Source organism: Paenibacillus sp. FSL R5-0928, assembly GCF_037970385.1.
Lineage (GTDB): Bacteria > Bacillota > Bacilli > Paenibacillales > Paenibacillaceae > Paenibacillus_AQ > Paenibacillus_AQ odorifer.
The window spans coordinates 1996214-2022230 of record NZ_CP150225.1 but is presented as its reverse complement, the minus strand read 5'-3'; the positions used below and the strand labels follow the sequence as shown (position 1 = coordinate 2022230).

Here is a 26017-nt window from a genome sequence, read left to right as displayed (position 1 = left end):
AGCCCCCATTGTTCAGTTCTTTTTATATATTGTAGCAGTTTACATCAGAATTAGACAAAAACGGAAGGGTCGCCCCTTCCGTGTGACTTACCGTCCGGTATTATTGCTGCTGACTTTGTTGTGTAGTCGTTGTATCAAAATCATTTTTGTTACCGATGGTAACTGAAAGATCCATGGTTTTACCATCGCGCACAACATTTAATGTTACTTTGTCTCCAACTTTTAACGTTTGAATGAAGGTAATCAGATCTTGGTTGGTTGCATACTTCGTTCCATTCGCACCGGTAATGATATCGTAAGGGCGCAGGTCAGCGGTATACGCTGGGGATTTATAGATAATATCTGCAACCACAGAACCTTCTTTAATATCCGTACCCATTTGCTTAGCAACCTCATCTGTAATCGTCATAAGAGTTGCACCAATGAAAGGTACCGGCTCTTTCGGAATGGCTTGGTTGGCTTCCAGTTTATCTACGACTTCTTTAATCGTATTCACAGCGATTGCGAAACCAATACCTTGAGAATCCGTGCTGACGGCTACGTTCATCCCGATTACCTGTCCATTCATGTTGAGCAACGGCCCACCTGAGTTACCCGGGTTGATAGAAGCATCGGTTTGCAGCAGATTTTTGTAATTACGAGTTCCACTGCCATCTTCTTCGTTAATATCAATACTGCGTCCTTTTGCACTAAGAACACCGGAAGTTACAGTATGGTCGAAGCCTTGTGGGTTACCGATAGCAACCACTTCTGAACCTACCTTTATGCTATCCGAATCTCCAAGTGCTACGGTAGGGAAATCACTATCTCCTTCAATTTTAAGCACAGCCAAATCCAGATCTTTGCTAGAACCTAGCAGCTTCGCTTCATAAGGCTTGGTTACGCCATCCACGGTGACTTGGATTACATCAGCATTGTCAATTACGTGCTGGTTGGTCAAAATATAGCCGGATTTCTCATAAATGAAGCCTGTTCCAATTCCATAAGGGATAAGCTGTGATGAAGAATCCGATCCTGATTTGGAATCCTGTTCATTTTGTGAAGAACCATTTCCACTGTATTGATCCCCGAAGAAAAATTGTGAGAAGGGATCACTCAGATTCGGGCTGGATGAGCTTCCATTACGCGAATTAGATTTCACTAGTGTCTCAATCTTAACGACTGCTGGTCCCACCGCATCAACAACACCTGTCACATCACGAGATCCAGTCACCAAGGATGTAGTAGAAGTAGAAGGCGCAACACCTGCACTCTCGCCCGTTGTCTTCGCCGTTCCATTCGTTCCGGAGCTAGCAACAGTTGTAGCTGTATCTCCCGTAAACCAGTTACCTCTGTCTGCCATATACATTGAGCCCGAGAGAACGACCATACCGGCTAGGAATGATACCAGCACTGTTTTTAACGAGCTTTTTGGTTTTTTATTATATTGCCAGCCGCCGCCACCTTCAGAACCGCCACCGCCATTTCCTCCGCGGCCACCACCATTGCCATCATAACCAGTGGTACGAAGTGATGTGTTATATGGTAATGGCTTTACAGGCTGTGGAGGTGTAACCTCGACCCGTTCTGGCTCCATCCGATTGTAGTGCTGCGCGCCTCCGTCAGCGTTATTCTCATCTTTGTTCAAAGATTTAAAAGGTCCGTAAGAATAGTAGTAGGATGATGATCCTGTTTCAGATGAAGTATTATTATTGCTGCTATTGTTATTATTGTCCCATTCCCGATCTGGTGCTGGTCCATTGTCGCGATTGAAGTTGTTTTTGTTATCGTCCATGTTTATCTTTCCTCCTGCTTCCTGTCGCCGTGACAAGGATTAATTTGTTTTCATGTTCTTATTTTGTACTTTAAACCTTAAGGTCACATTAAAAACAATTTAAGCGCAGATAAAAGATATAGGCAAATGGGAGGAGATTATACAGGGAAGCAGAAAAAAGAAGCTCGGGCGCGAAAAAGGTCGCGGCCCGAGCTTCTAAAACCATTTCAAATAGTAATGCACCTTAGTCTACAAGTCCTACCCCTGAGCCCAGCCCTTCCGATGAGCGTAAATAGCCAACTGGGTACGGTCATCAAGCTCGCATTTCATCAACAGATTGCTGACATGCGTCTTTACTGTCTTGATGCTGATATGCAGCTCCTCACCGATATCCTTATTGGTCTTGCCCTCAGCTATAAGCAGCAGGACTTCCTTCTCACGCTCTGTTAAACCGGAGGAATCACCTTGCACGGTGCGCTGGCGTATACCACGGGTCAGCGCCTGTGACACATCACCCGTCATGACGGGCATGCCGCGGTAAGCCCCTTGCAGTGCGTAGATTAACTCTTCTGCCGACACTGTTTTGAGCACGTAGCTGACAGCACCAGCCTCTATAGCATCTACAACAAGATCATCCTCCAGAAAGCTGGTGAGGATCACGATTTTGAGGCCAGGAAATTCAGCCAGCACTGCTCTTGTGGTCTCGGCACCATTCATCACAGGCATCATCAAATCCATCAGCACGAGGTCAGGCAGACCTTCATGTCCACCAGCACGCAGCATCTCCAGCGCCTCTTGTCCATTCGCCGCCTCACCGATGACCTCGAATGTAGGCTCCAGCATTAGATAAGTTTTGAGGCCCATCCGTACCATATCATGATCATCTACGAGCAACACTTTTATGACACTCATGCTCTACTCCTCCTCGTCCTGTGTATCTGTTCCTAACGATCTATTCTGCTCTAATTCTGGGTTCCCTTGAACAAACTTAGGAATATGTACACGGATCGTCGTTCCCGCACCCTTGCGGCTAATAATCTCCACTTGCCCACCCAGTTTCTCCGCGCGTTCGCGCATGGTGGTGAGACCGTAGGAGCCTTGTTTTTGCTGCACATGTTCAAAACCTTGACCGTCATCACTAATACTCAGCACAACTTGTCTTGATCCTTCACGCAGTGATAGGCTGACCAGTCTAGCTTCAGCATGCTTCACAATATTCGCCATCGCCTCTTGAATAATTAGGAACAGCTGATGTTCGATCGCTTCCGATAACTCGCCCTGAAGTTCGAGCTCCTTCATTCCTTTTAAGCCATTCTGGCGACAATAATCGGGAAACCATTTTTCCAGCGCCTCGAACAGATTTCGACCTTCCAGCTCCACTGGACGCAGTTGTGCAATTAATGCTCTCATTTGTTTTTGTGCCATCTGAGACATTGTAATCAACTGGTCCATGACCATTTGACCTTGAGCTTCATTGACCTTCAGAACTTTAGGCAGCGAAGAAGCGGACATATGGATGGCAAAAAGCTGTTGGCTCACCGTATCATGCAGATCCCGGGCCATACGCCTTCTTTCCTCCAACACCGCACTCTCCGCTGCCTGTTCCTTCTCAATAACCTCTTGTTCACCCAATCGCTGTAGAAGCTGCATCTTATTCTCAACCGTATCCATCATGACATTAAACTCGTGATACACTCGGGCAAAAGACTGATCGTCACTTTCTGGCATCCGTACGGACAGATTTCCTTTGGCTACCTGCAGCATATTCAGATCCAGATGATCAATCCGGCGCTGAATCCGCTGGCCTGCCATGTAGCCGATAACTACAGTGAACAACACAATCCCGAGACATAAGTACAGCCACATCCGATAATCCTTCACTTCGATATAACCAAGGCAAGTGCCTGCATACATCAATCCAGCGCTTACCGCTCCAGTGAGCAAAAAGTAAAACAACAGCAACCATTTGGTATTACTGAAGATTGTCCCCATCTAACCCACCGTTTTAACTTTAATGTCACCTATAAATGCACTTACATTTATACGGACTTTTTTGCCTGCTTCTTTATAATAAGGAGTCTTGCACTGTACACTGCTCATAAACCCACTGCGAGACTGATCCAGAACTTCCATATCCCCGATAAAAGAACTGCTGTTCACCGAGATGCCAAGATCCATATCATTCGGAATGTACACTTTAATGTCGCCTATAAAAGCGGAAATATTAATCCTCGTTTCGCCATAAGCAATTTGTGCATTCGTCAGATCCAGTACGGTATCGCCGATAAACTGCGAGATATTCGTGTTCTTCAGTTGGAAATGCTCGCGCCCCATGTGGACATCTCCGATAAAAGCAGAGCGATTGGTCGATTCCTTTTGATTATTTGATTCATGGAATTCCTCATGCCATTCACCATGTCTACGAGCATGACGCTCATGACGTTCCTGACGTCTGCGCTCGTGTCGTTCCTGCTTCTCTTGCCAACGTGCTTCAGCGCCGGACTTATAAGATCCTGTTTCGTCCTCATCGTCTTCTTCATCTTTTTGAAGATAGTCCTTCCAGTCGCGTTGACCAGAAGCCTTGCCGAATTTTTGCTCAAATTGTTCATCAAGTGTGGAATCCAGCGGTTTGGGCGGCTCCACATCTAGTGAGCTTTTTCCTGAAGGAAAGTGATCTGGTGGTGACGGTGGAGCTGGTGGCACAGGTGGTACTGAACCGCGTGGTTTAAAAATCACATAAAGTCCGCCGCCAATCAACATGACTGGAATGAACATTTTGAAAAAATCCCCGGCCGAAATATCAAACCAATCTAAATTCCGTCCAAGGAAAAACACTCCGATCGCCAGAAAGAAAAAGCCGCCGATAGGTGAAGAACCTTTTGATTGCTCCTCCCCTGTACCTAAAAGCCGTTTCATTCCCATTAGGATCAAGATAACCGGCCAATAATTCGAAATCAGGTAACCTAAGCTGAAATCAGTGTAACCCAATTGTCTCAGTAGAAACATAGCTCCTATCCCTATCAGGATCAGGCCGCCTAAAACCTGGCTGGTGAACCTTCTTTTCATGACTCATTTCCCCTTTAAAGTAGTGGAACGCTCTCTTCTTCAATCTTATAGCCTTAGTCTACAGGAATGAAGTGCTGAGAAACAGCGGCGAGAGAAGGAACTTCCCCTCAGTCTCTAGACTGAGATGAATGGGATAAAATTCTATTTACTTCATTATATATGAAAAAAGACTGTCCCTCAGTAATTAACTGATTTGGACAGTCTCTTTTTTTCAGCAGTCTTCTGCTTCAGTTAGCGCATTATTGTTGCGGTTTCTGAGCTGGTTTAGAAGTATTTCCACTTTGCTTAGTAGCGCCGTCATTCTCAACAGCAAACTCAGCATTGTATTTTTCATTTGGTGTTTTGTAATTTTCTTGTACTTTAGATTTCTTGTTATTGGCCACGGAATTCACCTCCTTTTCTCTTATGCAGCATAGAATATGCTTACTAAGAGAACATCTCGGAAGAGGCAATTGCTTTGCCCCAGTCCGTATTATGGCAAGGTGATGTCACTATTATGCATGACCAAGTGAAAATAAGTTCAATCCCATTAAATGGATTCTTCGAGCAGGGATTGCGGCACTGCTTTGTAAGTCTCAATCGCTTGGCTCAGCTTCTTCAGCATGACTTCCGTGCAAGTCCCGTTACCACGCTTAATGAGTTGAACTACAACCGATTTTTTGCCCCATTCCTTATACACCTGTTTCGTAGTAGCAAAATACAGATCAATCTTCCGCCCTTTAATAGCCGAGCCCGTATCAGCAACTATGGCGTATCCATAGCCCGGTATATAAAGAATACTACCCAACGGCAAAACCTTAGGGTCAGCAGCAATGGTTGAGACTGTATTCTTATCTCTGCGCACTTTTACACCTGAATAGGTGATTCCATATTCGGGATGCTTAGATGTTTTACCTGTAGATTCATAACCCGCAGTATAGCCAGTCGCCATTACTTTCATTGAAGTAATAATCTGGTCTTCCGCAGGAGCGGCTACAGGAATAGAATTTGGTAACTGTTTTGAGGATCCGCTGCCACCATTTGTTTTAGTGGTTGGAGCTTTGGTGCTCTGCGGTGCCTTTGTCGCTGCTGGTTTATTTTTTGTTGTTGCAGGTAATACAGGTGCGACGGAATGCGCCTCGTTTGACATTAGTGTGGCGCGGCCAGTCGCAAGAACGACCTTATCATCTGTGGTTCTCATAAACACAGAATTAGCTTTGGTATATTGCAACTCGTTCGATAGCGTTTTGTTAATACCCGTGTGCTGTAAAGTGTCTCCTGTCCCAATGGCCCCTACTGCCTGTTGCTTAGATTCTGGAATGATTCCAGCAGCGGTCAATAGCAAAACGATGGTGATAAAAAGACACCAAAACCTCTGAAATATGCCCATTTTGTTCATGTGATAAACCTCCCCCTTATTAGCGAAGGTTTCCCGATTCACAAAATTTTATACATGAAGATCAGAAGTTGATCCTCATGGGCATATAACAGAGGTCTTATTTAGACGTAATTTTGGTGTTGTTAATTACAAGAAATTAGGAAATCACACGATCAGCAATTTCCTGAGACAAGAGCTCAATCACTTCTTGAAGCGGCTTAGCTCCAATGTCGCCTTCCCCGCGTTTACGGATGGAGACCGTCTGAGCGTTCATCTCATTCTCGCCAACTACGAACATGTATGGCAGTTTCTCAAGCTGAGCTTCGCGGATCTTATAACCCAGCTTCTCATTGCGGAGATCTGCCTCAGCAGAGATACCACGGCGACGCAGCTTGTCTGTAACTTCCTTGGCATAATCGTCGAACGCTGTCGATACAGGAATTACTTTAACCTGCTGTGGAGATAACCAAAGCGGCAGCGAGCCCGCAAAGTTCTCTAACAGGAAGGCAACGAAACGTTCCATAGTACCCAAGATTCCGCGGTGCAGAACGACTGGACGGTGTTTTTGACCATCATCACCGATATATTCCAGTTCAAAACGTTCAGGCAGCAAGAAGTCGATTTGTACAGTAGACAGAGTCTCTTCTTTACCTAATACAGTTTTAATTTGCACATCAAGTTTAGGACCATAGAATGCAGCTTCGCCTTCTGCTTCGTAGAACGGCAGTCCTGCTTCCTCTACTACCTCACGCAACATCCGCTGTGCAGTTTCCCACATTTCGTCATTCGCATAATATTTCTCTGTATCCTTAGGATCACGATAGGACAACCGGAAACGGTAGTCATTAATACCAAAGTCACTGTATACCTGTTTAATCAATTCGATTACACGAATGAACTCGCCTTTAATTTGGTCCAGACGGCAGAAAATATGGGAGTCATTAAGAGTCATCGAACGTACACGGTGTAAGCCAGTCAATGCGCCTGACATTTCATAACGGTGCTGGATACCAAGCTCAGCAATACGGATCGGCAGATCACGGTAGCTGTGCATCGAGCTCTTATAAATCATCATGTGATGCGGGCAGTTCATTGGACGAAGAACAAATTCTTCATTGTCGATAGTCATCTTAGGGAACATATCCTCTTGATAGTGCTCCCAGTGTCCTGAAGTTTTGTACAGTTCAACATTACCCAGAACTGGTGTGTATACATGCTGATAGCCAAGACTTGCTTCCAGATCTACGATATAACGCTCCAGAATACTGCGCAATTTGGCACCCTTAGGCAACCAGATTGGCAAGCCTTGTCCTACCAATTGATTAAATGTAAAGATTTCAAGCTCTTTACCAAGCTTCCGGTGGTCGCGTTTCTTCGCTTCTTCAAGCAGGCGAAGATGCTCATCAAGCTGAGCTTTTTTAATCCAAGCTGTGCCGTATACGCGTTGAAGCATCTTATTCTTGCTGTCGCCACGCCAGTAAGCACCAGCTACATTCATCAATTTAAAGACTTTGATCTTGGCAGTCGACGGCACATGCGGTCCGCGGCATAGATCGAAGAATTCACCTTGTTCATAGATAGAAATCACGCTATCTTCAGGCAATGCCTCGATCAATTCCAGCTTGTAAGGATCACCTAGCTCACCGAAAATTTCAAGTGCTTCCTTGCGGCTAACTTCTTTGCGCACGATCGGCAGGTTCTCCGAAATTATGCGGTCCATTTCCTTTTCGATTTTGAGCAAATCTTCAGGATTTAGAGGATGTTCCAGATCCATATCGTAGTAGAAGCCATCTTCAATGACCGGACCTACACCAAGCTTAACTTCTTTTGTTCCGAACAAACGTCTGACCGCTTGAGCCATCAAGTGAGCTGTACTGTGACGCATAACCTCCAGACCTTCAGGTGAATCCAAAGTTACGATCTCTACCAGTGCGCCCTCTTCAAGGGGAGTAGATAAATCTACAACGATACCGTTCATTTTCCCCGCTGCTGCATTTTTGCGCAGGCCACTGCTAATAGAAGCTGCTACATCATCAATACTGCTACCCTCTGCGTATTCACGGACAGAACCGTCCGGAAGCTTAATACTTACTGACATTGCTAATTCCTCCTTCATATAATTAAGCCTAACGGCCCTTTAACCTTTGCGGAACAATAATATCCACGCACACAAAAAAACGCCCGTCCCGCAAAGGGACGAGCGATTACACCCGTGGTTCCACCCAAATTCGATTCTCTCTAGCCTCCCTTGAAACCTCAAGCGGAGTGAAGATAGAATCCTTCGTAAGCATGGAGTAACGACCATGAACCGGCAGTTCTTACTATCCCATTGCAGGGAGTTCAAAACGGCAGCTACAAAGGGGTAAATCGAAAGCAGGTTGCCGGAGGAAATTTCAGCCTAAGTTTCCTCTCTCTGAACGGTCCAGAACAATCAACTCATATCTTCGTCAATGCTGTTAACGTGAATTATGGAGTAATTATAAATCTGTCCTCTCTGACAGTCAAGTCAGAAAAGGGTCCAAAATGATAGAAACTCAGGCAGAAGACACACATAAGGACTGTTCTGGCAGCCAATACATGGATACCGAAACAATCCTTTTGTGGTTATTCCTCTCGCCGTTTTTTTTCAGGTAAGCGGCCTGCACGTTTCAAAGACTCACGCAACAAGTATTCGATATGTCCGTTTACGCTGCGAAATTCCTCTCCCGCCCATCGTTCCAGCGCCTCATGCAGATCCGGATCGATCCGCAGTGGAAAGCTTTTCTTGGCCGCCATGATGCACCGCCTTAGTACAACGAGCCGGCGTTAATGACCGGACTCGCTCCGCGCTCCGACACGATCGCAACCATCAGATTATTGATCATCGCCGCTTTGCGTTCCTCATCAAGCTCAACTACGCCGCTTTCTTTAAGCTGTTTAATCGCCATATCGACCATGCCTACGGCGCCTTCAACAATGATTTGACGAGCGGACAGAATTGCAGATGCTTGCTGACGTTGCAACATTGTACTGGCAATTTCTGTGGAATAAGCCAAGTGTGTAAGCCGCGCTTCAATGACCTCTACACCAGATATCGACAAACGTTCTTGCAGCTCGGTTGCCAATTCTTTAGCAATCTCATCTGCATTAGCCCGCAGGGACATGCCCGATTCATTGAAGTTATCATACGGGTATTTACTGGCTACATGACGCAGCGCTGTTTCACTTTGGATTTCCACAAACGCCATATATTTATCTACATCAAAAAGCGCTTTTGCAGAGTTAATTACCTTAAATACGATAACTGCAGCAATTTCAATCGGATTACCTTCCACATCATTAACCTTCAGCTTGACACTGTTAAAGTTACGCACGCGGAGGGAAACCGTCTTGCGCAAACTGAACGGAATGACTGCAAACAAGCCACTTGTCACGATAGTCCCTACATATTGCCCGAAAAAGGTAACTACGACCGACTTATTGGGCTGCACAACCGTAAAACTTGTACATAGAACTCCAGCTACAACGAACAGAATGACTGGCACTGCGACATACTCCTGAACAGCACCATAAATTCCTCCAGCTAAACAAACTGCAATCAATGCGAGAACCCAAAATCCACTGACAGGACGAAGCGTTTTCTCTTTCATAAAAGCACCCCCACTAGATATTCTTTTGATATGATTATGATATCACTTCTGGATAATAATGTGAATAGGTAAAAAGAAATTAAAAATGCTTTTCTGTTCATATTTCATATACTGCAGCTCTATCGGACCCCACAGTCGCTATTGCGCTAAAAACCAGCCTATATAAGGCTCTTTTCAAGGATACCGTCGCTGGGGTCGAACACCTGCTCAAAAGACGCTGAATTTACGAATTAGGTCCACTGGGTCCATACGCCTAACGGATGATATAACAAGCGAAGATTCAGATGTGTTCTGCAATGAGGCTTGCTAATGATCGTAATCCTAACCTTACAAAAAAACGCTTGATGCTCATTAGTCCACTGAAGGATTAACAAGCATCAAGCGTTGATTAATTAATATATATTAGTTCTGCATTACAAAATCATTATCAATCTTCGCATTAGGATCATCGAACACCCGCAGAATATCATAACGTGTATTCCGCTGCGCTGGAACTTTGCCTGCTTCGCGAATCAGCTGAGTAATCGACTCGATGTTTACCTTGTAAGTCGCACCCGCCGAAGATACTACGTTCTCTTCAATCATTGTGCTGCCGAAATCGTTGCAGCCATATTGCAGGGAGAGCTTGCCGACCTCTGGTCCCATAGTGACCCATGAAGATTGGAAGTTCTTAATATTATCCAGCACAAGGCGACTGATCGCCACCGTCTTCAGATACTCCTCAGGCGTTTGTCTGTCCAGCTTCAGGTTGGTATTGTCCGGCTGGAATGTCCATGAGATAAAGGCCAAGAAACCTTCAGAATCATATTTGTTGGCAATACACTCATCCTGAGCCTCACGCACACGTAGTAAGTGCAAAGCACGTTCCTCCATACTTTCCCCAAGCCCAATCACCATTGTCGCTGTGGTATTCATACCCACTTTATGTGCCGTCTGCATTACATCCATCCACTCGCGCCACGAGCCTTTTAGTCGGCTGATTTTGCGGCGTGTACGGTCATCAAGAATTTCTGCGCCTCCGCCTGGCAATGAATCCAGACCCGCAGCATGAATTTCACGAACCACTTGTTCCAGTGGTAATCCTGATACTTCTTTCATCTTCATAATCTCCGCAGGAGAGAAGGAGTGCATTGTAATCTCAGGGAACCGTTGCTTAATTCCGCGCAGTATATCTGTATAGTAGCTAAATGGAAGGTTAGGATTAGTTCCACCTTGCATAAGAATTTCTGTACCATTAACAGCAATTGTTTCAGCAATTTTTTGATAAATCGCCTCATCTGGCAGCACATAGCCTTCATCCGAGCCTGGTCTGCGGTAAAAAGCGCAAAAACGGCAGTACACATCACATACATTCGTATAGTTAATATTACGGCCAATTACAAAAGTGGCTAACGGGTCCGGGTGCCAGCGTTCCATAATAGTGTTTGCAGCAGCACCCATTTTCTCAATTTCGTTGCTCTCGAATAGTCGGATGGTATCTTCCAATTGGAGACGGTCGCCCCGCAGGGCTTTATCCAAAATAAGATCTATCGCACTCATCGTTCGCATCCTCCTTTTAAACCCTTAGGGATATGGTAGATTCACAAAATCACAAGAAAAAATAACGTTGTCGTCCTTTAGAGATAACAACCGTTTCTCGTAGTAACATAAGGATAAAGTATAGTATGTAACTTATACCTTATATTTTAATAAATGAACAGTTCATTTCCTCATCGTATCACAATCTGAACAGCTTGAAAAACTTTTTACTTTCTCAGCAAGATACCATCCAGCAGAAAGAGTCCTTACATTGCTGCCTGCACCCGTTGAATCAAAATTCCCTGAGGCTGTCGGACACAGATGACGTTATTTGCAAGTTTTTAGCCTTTAGAGCATAGTTATGGACTCCAGTGATGCTATTCCATGAAAAGAGCCTCATGAAAGCTGTTTTTTAGCGCTATAGCTGCTGTGGAGGCCGTTAACATTCCAAATGTGTAATAATGCTGTATCTAAGGTCAGCTGTGTCCAATAGCGAAAAGTCCAAAAAGAAGAGCTACTCCAGCAGCCAATTCCCGGCTTATGAGACAGCTCTATTTCATCCTCAGTCTAACACCAGCTCTAAATCAACGGTGAGATAGATCCTCGATATTTCCCAGCAATTCGGTGCCGATCTGGGTTGCCGTTACTTTTACTTCGTTTCGATTTCCGCCCGCGCAGCCTCCAAAGCATGACCCAGATCAGCAATTAGATCCTCCGCATGTTCAATGCCCACCGAGAAGCGCAGCAACCGATCATCTACACCCACCGCATTCCGAATTTCCACAGGAATGTCCGCATGCGTCTGTACTGCAGGATAGGTCATTAGTGATTCAACCCCACCGAGGCTCTCCGCGAAGGCTATAAGCCGGATATGACGAAGCAGAGGTTCTACGTATCTGGCATCTTTTAATTTGAAAGAAAAAATTCCGGTATTGCCCGAGGACTGGCGATTCTGAATTTCATATCCCGGATGATCCGGCAGGCCTGGATGGAACACTTCCGCAATCGCCGGGTGCTCTTGTAGATAGCGGGCAATTGCTAGTGCATTACTCTCGTGCCGTTCCATACGCAGAGCCAGTGTCTTCATGCCTCTCATCAGCTGATAACTGTCTGTTGGCCCAAGCACAGCGCCAATAGAGTTATGTAGAATCGCTATTTCAGCGGATAATTCAGCCCCTTTAGATACAATAAGACCAGCAAGTACATCATTGTGTCCGCCCAAATATTTGGTAGCACTATGGACTACAATATCCGCACCTAATTCCAGAGGACGCTGGAAAAATGGAGTCAGCAGTGTATTGTCTACAATTGTGAGCAGCCCATGATGACGAGCCCAAGTAGCAACGGCTGCAATATCCGTAACCATCATCAAAGGATTCGTTGGCGTTTCAATAAATATCGCCTTTGTATTTGGAAGACGGGAAGCCTCAAGCGCATCCAAATCATTCGTATCTACATAGGAAGCAGTGATTCCAAACTTGGACATAATTCGTTCCAACAAACGATAGGTCCCGCCGTAAAGATCCAGCGAAACGATCAAGTGATCGCCTTGCCCAAACAGGGTAAATATGGTTTGAATAGCCGCCATCCCAGAGCTACAGGCAAAACCTGCATCACCAGACTCCAATTCCGCAGCCGCATTCTCCAGTACGGAACGGGTCGGACTTTTGGTACGGCTATAATCGAAACCTGTGCTCTGCCCAAGCTTCGGGTGACGGAATGCCGTAGCATTATAGATAGGAAAATTAATGGCTCCGGTAGCCGGATCTTCTTGTGAACCTATTTGTGCCAGTCTGCTTTCAATCCTAAGTTTGTCGTCCATGATAAATGCCTCCTAAATTATAATGTAGCGCTGATCTTAATAAACAATCGGGTCGATATCGTAAGGTGTCTCTTGATATACATAGTAATTGAGCCAATTAGAGAATAATAAGTTGGCATGTGCACGCCACACTGCAGGAGGTGTCCGTTCTGGATCATCTTTAGGGAAATAGTGTTTCGGCAAGGCCATCTCCATGCCCCTCTCCAAATCACGATCATATTCCCATTTCAGGGATAGAGGATCGTACTCGGAATGTCCGGTCACAAATATTTGTTTGCCGTCGGTCGTAGCTACTAGATACATACCAGCTTCTTCGGATTCTGCCAGAATCTGCAGATCTGGATTGCTCTCAATATCTTCGCGGGAGACATCGGTATGACGGGAATGCGGTACATGGAATACCTCGTCAAAACCGCGCAGCAATTTAATGTTATTTTGATTAATCGTATGGGAGAATACACCAAAACATTTTTCAGGCAATGCCACTTTGCGAACACCAAAATGATGATATAACCCTGCCTGTGCCGCCCAACAGATATGCATGGTCGAGGTCACATTATCCTTGCTCCATTCAAAAATCTCTTTTAGCTCTTCCCAATAGGATACTTCCTCAAACTCCATTTGCTCTACGGGTGCTCCTGTAACAATAAGGCCATCCAAACGGCGGTGGCTGATCTCGTCAAAAGTTTTGTAAAAGCTTCTCAAATGCTCAGCAGAAGTATTCTTAGAAGTATGTGAGCGTGGATGCAGCAAGGTAACATCAACTTGCAGCGGTGAATTTCCTATTAAACGCAGCAATTGAGTCTCCGTCGTTTCTTTAGTCGGCATGAGATTCAGAATAGCAATCCTTAGTGGACGGATATCCTGATGGAAAGCCAAACTTTCATCCATCACAAAAATATTTTCTCCGGATAGTACTTCTTTTGCTGGTAAACTGTCGGGAATTTTAATTGGCATTGTCTTTCCACTCCTTAACTGTATTTAGGTTATGTTGTCACATCGCGGCTTTCTGAACAATAAAAAGACCTTTCTCGGAAAACGAGAAAGGTCATATCTACAGTCATATGCGCCTCTCTCATCTGCCAGAAACTTTTGGACGGGGTTTAGTCGTCAGCAAAGTTCCGCAAGAATTAGCACCGTGCGTTCACACGCCGGTTGCCGGGTTTCATAGGGCTAGTCCCTCCACCTGCTCTTGATAAGATTTAGCTGTATTCAATTAAATTTCTTTAAAATTTACTTTAAATCATGAACCTCCTTTTCGTCAAGTCCATACAATGCTGAAGTAGCCTTAAAGTAACAATAAATTTGCTTGAAAGAGGCATACTCCGTTGTTATACTAGACAAGTATTTCATACCTGAACGAAAAGAAGAGGTGAGAAGAAGAATGGAAGGCGACCCGAGCTCGCAATTAAGTGTACAGAATGAGCAACCACACAGGATAATCATCAGCTTGCCGGCGGCGGGAGCAGTTCTTCTTCATGCCCTCGAATCGTCATTCGGCCTCTTGTATTGATTGTAACGCCGGCCAAGCTGATTTTTTTCTCTGTGCTTAATTAGCAGTCCCTGGTGAAGACCCGGGGATAGAAGGAGTGGAATCAGATGAAAATCCGGCTGGTGAATGCAGGGGTTTTTACACCTATTGATGAAATTGATGAAACATTGACACCCCCAACAGAAGGGTTCTATTGGATTGATGCAGATGTGGAGGATTTGGAGCTGCTTCAGCCCCTGTTCAACCTGCATGATCTCGCTGTTGAGGATTGCCTTAGTGAAGAGGATCAACGTCCAAAGATCGAAATATACGAAAGTCATTACTTTATTGTTGTAAACAGCATCCGCTTTGATGATGAGGAAATTTTCCTGCGGGCACTCAATATATTCTTGGGCAGACATTATATTATTACTGTAACGAAACAAAAGATCCACGAGCTGCGCATCCTGAAGCCCATGTTATGGGAGCAAGAGGTTAGCGAACCAGACCAATTCCTTTACCTGCTTATCGACCTTGTCGTAGATAATTATTTCTCCGTAGGTGACCGAATTGAAGCCCGGATTGAGAAGCTTGAAGAGGATATTTTAATGCATACCAAGAAATCTCATCTGAGTGAGATTATCGGTCTGCGAAGTGAGATCTTATGGTTAAAGAAGATGCTGGGACCACAGAAAGAGGTTATCAATACCCTGAACAAAAAAGACCTCCGTCTGATTGATGATCAGCTGCAGAAGTATTTTAGCGACATTTATGAAAATGCAGTTAAAATATCCGAAACCTTTGAGACGTACCGCGATCTCATGGGCAACTTACGTGAGGCCTACCAATCCAGTATCGCCAACCGCGCCAATGAAATTATGAGAGTATTTACCGCGATTACAACGATATTCATGCCTTTGACCGTAATTACCGGAATCTATGGGATGAACTTTGATCATATGCCTGAGTTGCATACGAAATACGGCTATTTTGCCGTTATAGGTCTAATGTTGACGTTAGGCTGTGGGATGCTGTATGTATTCCGCAAGAAAGAATGGCTATGAAAATAAACGGACGAATAGGCAAGACGAAGGCCCTTTAACCCTATGGTGTAAGGAAGCCTTCGTCTTTTTGATATGAGGAAAAGCTACTAGAAACTGGTCGCCACGCCCACTTTAGGAGCTTGCTCCCGCCGGAAACGAATGCGGATCAGCCGCAGACGTTCATAATAGCTATCCAGCCCTTCTGCTGCTGAAAAATCCTCCCCATACACCTTATGCAGCACTGGCTTTAGAAAAAGATCTCCTGCCTCTAGATAGGCATTCCATATCGCTTCCTGTTCATTCTGCGGCATATTTTTCAGTTCTACCTCGATCAGTTTCTCCACGCAATAACCTTCTCTTTCCAGCTCCTCTACCGCTTCAATCAGTTCGCGACGGTTCACTCCACTGTTCACCTTAAGCTGTTCTAACCCTAACCCATTCTCGATCCCTTGCAGCAGAATTCGCCGTAATCGCAGTCTTTCTAGCTGTTTCTTATATTTGACCTCTTTCTGTTTATAGAGCCAGGATACAAAAGAGTCCTCCTCAATTTCTTGGTGAACCCAATTCAAAGGAAAGGAATGTTCCCTTGCAGCCGTAGAGGTTATAGCCAACCAATCCGTGCCATATTGGGCTGCCTTTCCTTCCCCTACACCAGGGATCTGCAGCAGCTCCTCTGGTGTATGCGGCAAGAAAGTGCTTATCAAACGTAACAAACGATTGCTGGCAAGAATGTAAGGGGCTTTCCGTTCACTAGAAGCTCGGCTGCGGCGCCAAGCACATAACTCCTCATAAATAGCTTCGTTCCCATTATATTCACTGTAATATTGCAGCCTTAGCTGCTCCTGATTACGCCCAGTAAGGCCGTCTTCTTCATGAAATACGCCATCAATCAATGGCCGATAGCCATCCCCCATCTTCACCGCCAGCTCATGCCTGTAAACACAGAGCATTTCATTCCAAGAACCACCCGCATACCACAAATGCTCCTGCGTCTCCTCACCGTCTGAAAAATCACGCCAGCCCAGGCTCCACACCCCTTCTTCCTCTCCAATCCATAGCTGAGCAAACACCTCTTGATCCACCCCAGATATTCTGGATAAGCGATTCATAAATACAATTTGCATATTCATCCCTGCCTTTCTAGTCTTCAGCAAGCACTATACCTACCGGGTCTGAACTACACTTCGCTGGTGTGAATCCCACACTGTCAGACTCGGAAAACGCAAAAAAGCACCACTCTCACGATAAACGTGAAAGAGGTGCTCCCTCATTAAATGCTATACTGTTAGATCCTACAATACCATATATTTCCTAACAGTCAATATCTTTTTATACTAGTTTCTTGCCAAAGCTAAAGTTGCCAGTCCAATCGCACCTGCAAGTCCTGCATTATCTCCAAGCTGCGGTGGCACAACGTAATTATCAATATCGGTATTGAGCGCTGGATGCTGAACATAACCTTTAAGCAGCTCCTGCAGCTTGGTACGGATTAGCGGGAACAAGTGGCTTTGCTTCATGACCCCACCGCCCATTACGATTTTTTCGGGAGACAGAATCAGCACGTAATTCATAAGTGCATGTGCAAGATAATGAGCTTCCATATCCCAAGCTGGATGGTCAACAGGCAGCTCGCCTGCTGGTTGTCCCCAGCGTTTGCCAATCCCCGGACCTGCGGCTAACCCTTCAAGGCAATCGCCATGATAAGGGCAGTAGCCCTCAAACGTGTCCTCTGGATGTCTGCGAACTAGAATATGTCCCATCTCAGGATGAGACAATCCATGCACCATCTGACCTCCAACAACTGCTCCCGCTCCAATACCTGTCCCAACCGTAATATAAAGGCAGCTGTCCAGACCTTTAGCCGCTCCCCATTTACTTTCCGCAAGCGCTGCACCATTCACATCCGTATCAAAACCGATCGGCACGTTAAATTGCTCAGCCATTGTGCCTACCAGATTATATTGTCCCCAGTGAGGTTTTGGTGTCGTTGTTATGTAACCATAAGTAGGGCTGTCCAGCACGGGATCAATCGGTCCAAACGATCCAATACCAAAAGCTTCTACATTCTTCCCATTAAAATAGTCGATTACGAGTCCCATCGTTTCTTCCGGTGTTGTTGTCGGAAAGCTAACTCGGTCCAGAATGGTACCGTCCTCATAACCAATCCCGCATACAAACTTCGTTCCGCCTGCTTCAATCGCTCCCAATAACTTCATAGCAACTATCTCCCTTCTCCAATAAGCAATAATCCGCCATCCAGTGTGAAAATAAAAAACAATATAAAATAAAACAATCAACAGCCCTTATTATACGTTGGATGAAGCGCTATCACAATAATAAAACTCCCTTCATGCTATTTTGCATGAAGGGAGACTATTGTTGTTTAATTATTTAAGTCATCAAACATAGAGCCTTTTACCGTAACCTCAATTTGATCCAGCGGCTTAATGCCGACAAGCTTGCCCAGTGATTTGTATGCGTTGGTACTCTTGGAGAGCTCCACATCTGCCAACCAAGCCTTAACATAGTACTTCCCATCTGGCATTTCAGCTGTAGTATAGACAGGAATATGGTCCTTATTAATCGTAATCGTCACCGTAGACTTTTCCGTGATCTTGTACATATTCTGATTCAAGCCCACATATTCACGGTATTTGAAATTGTTGAAGCTTCCCAGTGTACTAGACTGTGAGTAACCCTCTAATATATTCTTCCAGAATTCATGGGTGCCATTATCACTTTCTCTTTCTTGTGAATATGGGATCTCTTCCACATCTTTAGTAAAGCTGTTCTCCACCGTCAACAATTTCGCATCATTCACTCCGGTGTTATCCTCTACGGATAAAGCTGCTGGCTTTCTTGCAAAGTTATTCCCGTTTTTGCTCAGTGGTTCATTCCGCAGATTGACCGCAACTTTATCATTATTGATATACATAAGATCAGTTTCATATCGGAAAGAATTCGTAAGTTCCTCAACAAGATCCTTATGGTCCTTCGTGTCTTTATCCGTATCTTTAAACGTAACTGTCTCCAGTGTAAAGGTATACGTTCCAACAGGATTAAAATAATATCCGGATTTAATCGGATAATCATACCCTTGAAGTTGCTTATCCGTCGCAAACACGGCGGTATCATAATTAGATTTGTCGTTAAGCATTTTTTTAGCGGTAGCTCTGGCTTTCTTATAAGCTTGAGCCATGCTATTCTCTACCTTCCAACCGATGTCTCCGCTTGCCTGTTGTGTGAAGATTCGTTCGAATTGCCCCTTTACTTTCGTCCAATCCTGTAAGTTCTTATTCTCATCTTCATGAGCCATCCAGCGGATTACATTATAATTGTAAGGCTCACTTGTCCAGAGGAGCTTTCGAATCAAAGAATCCGCTTTATTCTTGTCTATTGAATTCTTGTACAGCTTAGGTGCTATTTGTTTGGCCCCGTTATAAATATAGGTCCGAATGGTTTTGACATCCTCACCTGGTGTAAACGGAGCTGAAGTGCTGCCGCTCTCCGTATACGTTTGACAAGATTCAACATCTTTACCTTGCCCGTTCTTAGTTGTGCTGCACACCTGATAATTACGAGTGAAATTTCTGCTCACAGTACCCTGGAAACTGATATTACCTGACTTTTGATTAGGTGTATACGGAGCCGGATTAATGTACCACTTACCGTTAACAGGATCATCACCAAAATCAGGACGCTGTAGACTAGCTATGATGTCAGGTTGCCTAACTATAGTACTGGCGGCATCGTTAACCAGCGGATTATTCTCCACACGGAAATAACGATAGATAGTATCCGAATTATTGATTACTTCCAAAGCGCCTGTAGCATTCCCACTCCAAGTAAAATCAGAATATTGCGGTTGTAGAACAGCCTTTATAGCAGCACCATCGGCTAACCCGAATTTCACTTTTTTCGATAACACATTATAATCCAGATCGAAGGAGCCTTTAGTTGTTGGCATCGAGTTGACCTTCTTAATCCATCCGTAAATCTCATTATTTCCGTAAAAGACTTCATTAGGTGACTTCAGCCTGTTCAGATTAAACTGGATGTATACGTCCTCATCAGGCATTGTAAATGTCGCGAAAAGAATATTGTCAGCCGTATTAGCCGCAAGCATAATTTCACCTGCTAACGTTGACGCATGACCATGGTATCTTACAGGGATTTCCTTTCCGTTACTCGTGATCTTCCAAGCGTAATCTGTTGTTTTCTGCGTGGCGAAGCTGGATCTGAGTCTGATTCCAACGGTTACCTCTTGTCCAGCTACCGCGCCGGTTGGCAAAGTTTCGAAATGAGGGGATAAATCATTTACCTGCAAAATAAACGGTGCGATAGGAATGCCTAAGTAAGTAATATTTCCATTGGAACCTTGGATGTAAATCCTCCCTGATCCCCAAGACAGATAGGTAGGCGGTTGCAGGACGTGGACATAATCTATCCATCGCCCTCCCTTAGACGGTGTAGTATTCTGAGTGTATACAACCCTATCTTTATACTCCTTGTCTTGATTGTTATAGATGAACCGTTCATATTTCTTTCCGGCATAGCTCAAGTTTAATCCAGTAAGAATCGCCTGCTCAAAAGTCCCGCCGGAATTCGCTAGATACTCAATATCCCGACCTACAAATGCATCAAAATCATTTTTTCTAATTTTGTAGCTTGATTTTACGCCAGAGTCCTTCCAAGGTTCCTTAATCATATTAAAATTCTGAATTTGAATCCCGCTCCATCCAGCATACCATGGAGCTCCCTCAGTTGAGACCGAGTCCCCATCAATCGAATACCCGGAAAAAGCAAACATATTGCTATGCTCAAGCCATTCATGATTTCCACCATAGACAATCTCAAAATTACTATTGTTAGATTTTATCTGGTTTTGTAACAAATCCTCTCTTAACTTTCCTTTATTAGTCTCCATTGTGTAATAATTAGATTTTTTATAGAGCTCCGCCATATCTTTATTGATCTTCTCGATAACAGCTGTCGCTGTTTTTGGAAGATTGTTAGAAGTATCATTCACTGACTCTTCAGAGAAAACTGAAGAAGCTATAGATTGGAATAAGAATATTGTCACTATACTAAGCCATATCGATTTTTTCATACCTTCACCTCTCCTACTTCGGCCATACTGCGATTCCTATATCCCCCATACCAGGAGAATCTACATCAATTTTATAATCTTTGCTTTGGAAGACTTTATAATCTAGCTCATCCATTCTTTTTGTTTTTGTTCTAACATACTTCATAATCGAATCTACGACATCGCCCTCAATGTTTTGTCTAAGAATATTCTCCGCTTCCTTCGCTTCCAGTGCAGGGTCAGAGCCTATATTAGTAAATGTAATTGTAATTTGAAAAAGATACTGACCTGCTTTCCGATCATCATTGTTGTATACTGTCAGCTGTGAATCGGTAATATAAGTCGACTCTAGATTAGCCCCCAGATGGGTATACGGGATTTCAAACCCATGAATCGTTACCGTCTTCGCTCCATTCGTTGATTCTCCCGTAGCAGGCTTATCAGAGGTAGCTATTTCACCTGAAGGAGTAGTGATGTAGACCGTCTTCACAGCATCATCCCATTTCACGTTTACACCGAGTCCTTCATATACAAATCGAAGTGGGACAAAGGTTCTTGACTGTTTGAACAATGCTGCCGTGTCCATTTGTTTTGTTTTTCCATTGAGCTCATAACTCTTTTTCCCGATATAGACACCCATTGTTTTGCCTTCAAGCGAGATTGTTGCCTTTTTGGCCTTACTGTCCCATAACACCTTAGCTCCAAGCGCTTCACTTATAAAACGCACGGGTAGCTGTACTCTTTGCTGCGCATCGATAAAAGGCTGGGCGTCTGGAAAAATAACTTTTTCTCCATTTACTACTACCCTCAATGGAAGACTTGCTGCAAAACCTGAGAATGTAGAAGTCATCAGGGATACCATTAGTAATAAAAGTAGAGAACTGATTAATTTTTTCATATAATTACTCCTCTCAATTTATCTTTCTATTTCCTGATATAATTAGTTAAGATGTATTGTGGTAGTACTTGCACGGGCAGCTGCAACAATTTTGGATTCAATCTCTCGATATTTTGTAACTGTGTATCTTAAACCTGCAGTTTTTCCGTTAATCGCTGTTGTTACACGATTTTTCTGTGTCAGGACTTCATTGCTTAAACGTTGAACTTCTCTTAATTGAGCTTGAACATAAGATTCACTGTAATTCCTGCCCACGTTAGAACTGACTCCTGAAGCTATAGATAATATCCTCTCGACGGCTTCAGCAATGCTCTCTTCCTTACGCACCAGACTTTTCTGCAGACTCTCCAGTTTATCCATATTCGCCAAAATCTTGGCTCCTTGAATGACACTAGCAGATGCAACTGCAATCTTCGTTATGGTTTTCGTTACGGTCGATTTGACTTTGCTGATCGCTGAATCTTTAATCGTGCGTACGCCAGCGATAAATTCTTCCTTAGTTTTCTTAATTTTAGATTTTACACTTTGGAATATATCCCCCATTTTCTTCATTGCTTTGTCTTTTACACTAATCCAATATTCCTTCTGAGCTTCAATATACTGAATGGCATTCTCTACAAAACGATTAAAGCCCTCTTTTAATTTCGTCATAAAATCAGAGACTGCGTGCTTTACCTTTTGTGAAAACTCCTCAATTTTATCACCGATCAAATTAGTCACTCGGACAGCTTCTGTCACCATATTCGTTACAAATTCAACACTTTGATTATAAAAGGAGACCACTCTCTCCTTGATATCCTCCACCTTTTGCTCAATCCAGGGAATCACACTGTCAATTACAAAACCAATCACATAAAGCGCAACCAGAGCTTTTATAGTGACAACGAGCGCAGCTAACGCTGCAGTAATCGCCGCAGTAACAACTGCAACGGGCCCAACAGTCACCATTAAAAGCCCAACTACGGCTATTCCCGCAAACGCTAATGGCCGCAGATCTACTTCCCCATCCAATACTTTAAAAATCCCTTCAACCAATGCTTCCTTTAGTGGCCCCGGCACAATTTCTAAACCAACTGTAATATTATGCACAAGGTTAGGAACCAAAGCCCGAGTCTGTGACTCTGAACGTTGAAAGGACTCATTGTTCCCGTCGATCTTCAGTGAGAATAAGGAATGATGTGGCAGCACGGTATTCCTTTCAGATTCAGTGTCAATGTAAATACCTGCTGATGGATTTTGAAATAAGGCCGGAACGATGTCATTTTTATTTCTGAACTCTTTAATTTTGTCATTCTCATTCAATTCATCTATAGTGGCCCTGTGTTTATCAAGCAAGGTTCCATTAAATCCCGGTGCATTAAACGTTGATGCGGAAGTTAGCTGATTCCGTAAATTCTCAGGTAATATAAAAGAGGAATATAGGGCTAGATTACCTCCTAGCGAGTGTCCAGTCAGAAACAATTCATAACCCGCATCTATTTTGAAATTATCCATATATTCTTTAGCTTCCGCCTGTTGTAAAGATTCAAGGGCATATGCAGTTGTTCCGTTGTTTTTCCAGTCATTATGGTAAAGCGGGTTATCCATTGGTTCACTACCCCGGAACGCCGCTACCTTTGCCCCGTTCTTGGTATCTACTGTAAATGCAACAAAACCTGATTCCTCTTTTTTATTATGAGAGACGATATTGGAGATTTCCCAATTCTGATAATCAGATATATTCATCTGCTCTATGAGATCATTCCACTGCTTGTATTCTTTGACTCCGTTAAGATCGTCAGGAAAGCGTTCTTTTAATTGTTGCTGACCTGCGGGAGAAGCGTAGAAGTTGAGAACTTCGCCGAGAGTGATTTTTTTATATAATGCATATGTTTTTTCCAAATCCTTAATGTTGAGTATATCTAAATAAACAAGTTGCGAGATCTGCTTTAACTCTACCTCTGTAAGCGTATCGTCCATTACAATCCCCCTCTTTGTTCCATTCTTTTTATTCTGTCCTCTTTCCATATATCAAAGAATTCTCTAATCTTGTCTTGAGATTCTACAATCTTTCCATCAACTCCTAATTTGAATCCAGCCATTGTAACTATATTAATAATTCCTGTTTTTTTAGTTTCGTCACTAAAATATATGTCAACACTTTCCTCTGCCTTTTTGACCTCTTCTAATCGACCATAGGCCTCTGGAGTGAGGTATCCTATCCCTATCAGACTACTCACATATTTATTTTCTGCTAGTATTTTTGCAAAATCCATATATTTTCTCATTTCTGCCTCTTGGTCCATATCTCCATTACCATCAACATAGTTATCACTATTTAAATAGACTGAAATCACCAGCGTATTCGTTGGATATAACTTCAGAAATTGCTCGTAGGAAATCTTTGTATCGTTATGCTTGGGGTAAACCAACCCCGTTTCGTTGGCAACGATAATTTTACTGTCAGGCCAAATGCTAGCAGCGATTGCTTGAATCATTGGTTCGTCTTTTTTTGCTACCACCTGGTTTAAATAGTTGTCATACACCTTTTCCAAATCCTTCGTGATTTCCACCCGTACATTAATCGTGTCATCCTTCTTAGGATGCACAGTCGCCTTCAATGTATTGTTGTTCATCGTTCCCCAACCGCCGCCTATGCCATCAAGGATGAATTCCTCGCCATACTTTTCCTGCAAGGAGCTCAAAATTTTCTTTTCACTTTTCTCCTCTCTAGAGCCACATCCCATAAAGCTGAACATTGATAATATCAACATCAGAGTCAACACCTTCCTTGTATAAATCTTTTTCATGCTGGCTTCACTCCTTTTTGATGGCGATTCCAGTTAGTAATCAGAACTCAAAATCCAGCTTCAATTCTGGAAATTTGAGCATTTGATTCATGGTTGTTTCAACCACCTTATCGAGATGTAATGTCATTTGGTTCGTTAGTTTCTCCATACGTTCCATGAGGGCATTTGTCAGTTTATTCAACCATTCCTCTACATGGTCCATCAGCTTATCCCCTACCGGACTGCAAATCAGCAAGATGGATAAGACAGCTTGCGTGATTTCATTTAGCTCTTCTGCTATTCCCGCTGCCTCTAGCATGGCTGCTTCAGATAGTTGTTCAAATTTCGCACGGATGTCATCGAATAAGAAGGATTCCGGAATATTATTCATTTCGGTTCTCCACTCACTGAACTTCGCATCCAACATTCGTTCATATTTGTGGGCAATTTCAATCAGTGCACCTCGCACTTTTCCTACATCTAACTGATCTATTAAGGTAAATATCACGTAACCCAAATGATCCGATGCAGATTCTGTTAGTCCGACGGTATCCCCAAATCCACTCATAACAGCATCAAAAACAGGCGTATGCTCTTCCGTTAGGATATTAATCTTGGATAGCAAAGCATAGGCATTCCCTTTTTCACCTATAATCACGTTCCCCTCAGAGTCAAAGGTATAGCGCTGCCAAAGCGAATCAGGAATTAGGAATTCCGTTTCTTCTATACCCGATTTAGCAAATACAATCTCTTCGTTGTGTTTGCCTAACGCGGATACAAGACTGTTATAAGCCACAATATTTTTAACCTGAAGCTTTCCCCTTTGCTCCGCAGTCAGAATGTTTGCTATACCTGGTGCGTCGAATACCACACCACCAATCCCCTCATTAACCGCTGCTGCATAAAGAGCTAAGGCACCGCCCATGGAATAACCAGTAACCTGGCAATCCTTCTCCCCTTTGTTTTTTAATAAAAATCTTGATGCTTCCTCCGGCATGCTGCTCTGACCGCTTAACAGAGACTGCAGATCCGCAAGCCAATCTTTTCCTTTATATGTAAAGATAATTAATCTATCATCATGCTCATCTCTATAGGCATAGGCTGCTGCACCAGCAAAAGCCAGACTATCCGTCAGTTCGAGACCGTCTGCTGCTTCTACAACTGATGCCAGTGTTATGTATTGTTGTTCGGTCAGCTTCACTTACAGATCCCCCCAAATAAATTCACTTCATACTTACTTAAAATCATACTAACAAGGCAGATGGCTCAAAATCTGCCTTGTTATGTATGCCAGCATTATTTTCCACGCAGTTTACTTGCCATTTCTTGCTCGGCTTGTTGCTTGATGTTAGCAATTTGCGTTAGGTTCTTACTGATGTTCTCTACACAGAGAACCATTTCCTTAAAACTAGGCATAAGTCCATCGAATTGTTGTATAAAAGCAGTTTGTGATTCTCCTTGCCACCAACCGCTAACAGCATGAATTTCAGATTGCAATTGTTTGATAAGAGTATCTGCATTGTTTGCTTTGGTTTTAATAGACTTAGCTACACCTAGTGCCTGATCCGGATTAAATGTAAGATTGTTTCCCGCCACATTATTC

21 protein-coding genes and 1 riboswitch are annotated in these 26017 nt (G+C 43.7%); of the genes, 1 reads left to right on the top strand and 20 read right to left on the bottom strand.

Annotated features, from left to right (window positions below):
- Positions 1–100 precede the first annotated feature (100 nt).
- The 12 genes from MKZ16_RS08645 to metA all read right to left on the bottom strand — a co-directional run bounded on the left by MKZ16_RS08645 (position 101) and on the right by metA (position 14102).
- On the bottom strand, positions 101–1774 hold the full coding sequence (locus MKZ16_RS08645; RefSeq protein ID WP_038569555.1) for a trypsin-like peptidase domain-containing protein: 1674 nt from the start codon (positions 1772–1774) through the stop codon (positions 101–103).
- Positions 1775–2011: 237 nt separating this feature from the next.
- On the bottom strand, positions 2012–2665 hold the full coding sequence (locus MKZ16_RS08640) for a response regulator transcription factor (protein ID WP_036684464.1): 654 nt from the start codon (positions 2663–2665) through the stop codon (positions 2012–2014).
- Between the two features lie 3 nt (positions 2666–2668).
- Positions 2669–3745, bottom strand: coding sequence for a sensor histidine kinase (locus MKZ16_RS08635; protein WP_036684466.1), 1077 nt, complete (start codon positions 3743–3745; stop codon positions 2669–2671).
- Positions 3746–4819: a cell wall-active antibiotics response protein LiaF gene (liaF, locus tag MKZ16_RS08630; protein WP_036684468.1), complete on the bottom strand. Its 1074-nt coding sequence runs from the start codon at positions 4817–4819 to the stop codon at positions 3746–3748.
- Between the two features lie 239 nt (positions 4820–5058).
- Complete coding sequence (locus MKZ16_RS08625; protein ID WP_156113077.1) at positions 5059–5202, bottom strand: hypothetical protein; 144 nt, start codon at positions 5200–5202, stop codon at positions 5059–5061.
- 146 nt (positions 5203–5348) lie between these two features.
- On the bottom strand, positions 5349–6197 hold the full coding sequence (locus MKZ16_RS08620) for a 3D domain-containing protein (protein WP_256715432.1): 849 nt from the start codon (positions 6195–6197) through the stop codon (positions 5349–5351).
- A gap of 136 nt (positions 6198–6333) precedes the next feature.
- Entirely contained in the window at positions 6334–8274 is a 1941-nt protein-coding gene (gene thrS / locus MKZ16_RS08615; protein ID WP_036684469.1) for a threonine--tRNA ligase, read from the bottom strand.
- A gap of 506 nt (positions 8275–8780) precedes the next feature.
- The gene (locus tag MKZ16_RS08610; RefSeq protein WP_036684471.1) at positions 8781–8951 is read right to left on the bottom strand and encodes a toxin-antitoxin system HicB family antitoxin; all 171 of its coding nucleotides are present in this window, start codon (positions 8949–8951) and stop codon (positions 8781–8783) included.
- An 11-nt stretch (positions 8952–8962) separates the two neighbouring features.
- Positions 8963–9805, bottom strand: coding sequence for an SPFH domain-containing protein (locus MKZ16_RS08605; RefSeq protein WP_038569553.1), 843 nt, complete (start codon positions 9803–9805; stop codon positions 8963–8965).
- Positions 9806–10207: 402 nt separating this feature from the next.
- Complete coding sequence (mqnC, locus tag MKZ16_RS08600; protein ID WP_036684474.1) at positions 10208–11344, bottom strand: cyclic dehypoxanthinyl futalosine synthase; 1137 nt, start codon at positions 11342–11344, stop codon at positions 10208–10210.
- Positions 11345–11972: 628 nt separating this feature from the next.
- A complete protein-coding gene (locus MKZ16_RS08595) occupies positions 11973–13145 on the bottom strand; it encodes a PLP-dependent transferase (RefSeq protein ID WP_076103991.1) in 1173 nt (390 codons plus the stop codon).
- A gap of 36 nt (positions 13146–13181) precedes the next feature.
- The gene (gene metA / locus MKZ16_RS08590; RefSeq protein WP_036684477.1) at positions 13182–14102 is read right to left on the bottom strand and encodes a homoserine O-succinyltransferase; all 921 of its coding nucleotides are present in this window, start codon (positions 14100–14102) and stop codon (positions 13182–13184) included.
- A 115-nt stretch (positions 14103–14217) separates the two neighbouring features.
- A riboswitch (SAM riboswitch) is annotated at positions 14218–14347 on the bottom strand.
- Positions 14348–14744: 397 nt separating this feature from the next.
- Between metA and corA the strand changes: the two genes are divergently transcribed.
- Complete coding sequence (gene corA / locus MKZ16_RS08585) at positions 14745–15680, top strand: magnesium/cobalt transporter CorA (RefSeq protein WP_038569550.1); 936 nt, start codon at positions 14745–14747, stop codon at positions 15678–15680.
- Between the two features lie 86 nt (positions 15681–15766).
- Here the strand turns inward: corA and MKZ16_RS08580 are convergent, their stop codons facing one another.
- The 8 genes from MKZ16_RS08580 to MKZ16_RS08545 form a co-directional block, all read right to left on the bottom strand.
- A complete protein-coding gene (locus MKZ16_RS08580) occupies positions 15767–16783 on the bottom strand; it encodes an HRDC domain-containing protein (protein WP_076104008.1) in 1017 nt (338 codons plus the stop codon).
- A 210-nt stretch (positions 16784–16993) separates the two neighbouring features.
- The gene (locus tag MKZ16_RS08575; RefSeq protein ID WP_051491338.1) at positions 16994–17875 is read right to left on the bottom strand and encodes an ROK family protein; all 882 of its coding nucleotides are present in this window, start codon (positions 17873–17875) and stop codon (positions 16994–16996) included.
- A gap of 167 nt (positions 17876–18042) precedes the next feature.
- Positions 18043–20769: a hypothetical protein gene (locus MKZ16_RS08570; protein ID WP_076103992.1), complete on the bottom strand. Its 2727-nt coding sequence runs from the start codon at positions 20767–20769 to the stop codon at positions 18043–18045.
- A 13-nt stretch (positions 20770–20782) separates the two neighbouring features.
- Complete coding sequence (locus MKZ16_RS08565) at positions 20783–21646, bottom strand: copper amine oxidase N-terminal domain-containing protein (protein ID WP_052096890.1); 864 nt, start codon at positions 21644–21646, stop codon at positions 20783–20785.
- Positions 21647–21688: 42 nt separating this feature from the next.
- Positions 21689–23605: an Mbeg1-like protein gene (locus tag MKZ16_RS08560; RefSeq protein ID WP_076103993.1), complete on the bottom strand. Its 1917-nt coding sequence runs from the start codon at positions 23603–23605 to the stop codon at positions 21689–21691.
- Entirely contained in the window at positions 23605–24435 is an 831-nt protein-coding gene (locus tag MKZ16_RS08555) for a hypothetical protein (protein WP_076103994.1), read from the bottom strand. The genes MKZ16_RS08560 and MKZ16_RS08555 overlap by 1 nt, the downstream gene beginning before the upstream one ends.
- A 40-nt stretch (positions 24436–24475) precedes the next feature.
- Complete coding sequence (locus MKZ16_RS08550; protein WP_076103995.1) at positions 24476–25615, bottom strand: Mbeg1-like protein; 1140 nt, start codon at positions 25613–25615, stop codon at positions 24476–24478.
- Between the two features lie 95 nt (positions 25616–25710).
- Positions 25711–26010 carry a WXG100 family type VII secretion target gene (locus MKZ16_RS08545; RefSeq protein WP_036684485.1) on the bottom strand — a complete coding sequence of 100 codons (300 nt, stop codon included), beginning with the start codon at positions 26008–26010 and terminating at the stop codon, positions 25711–25713.
- Positions 26011–26017 lie beyond the last annotated feature (7 nt).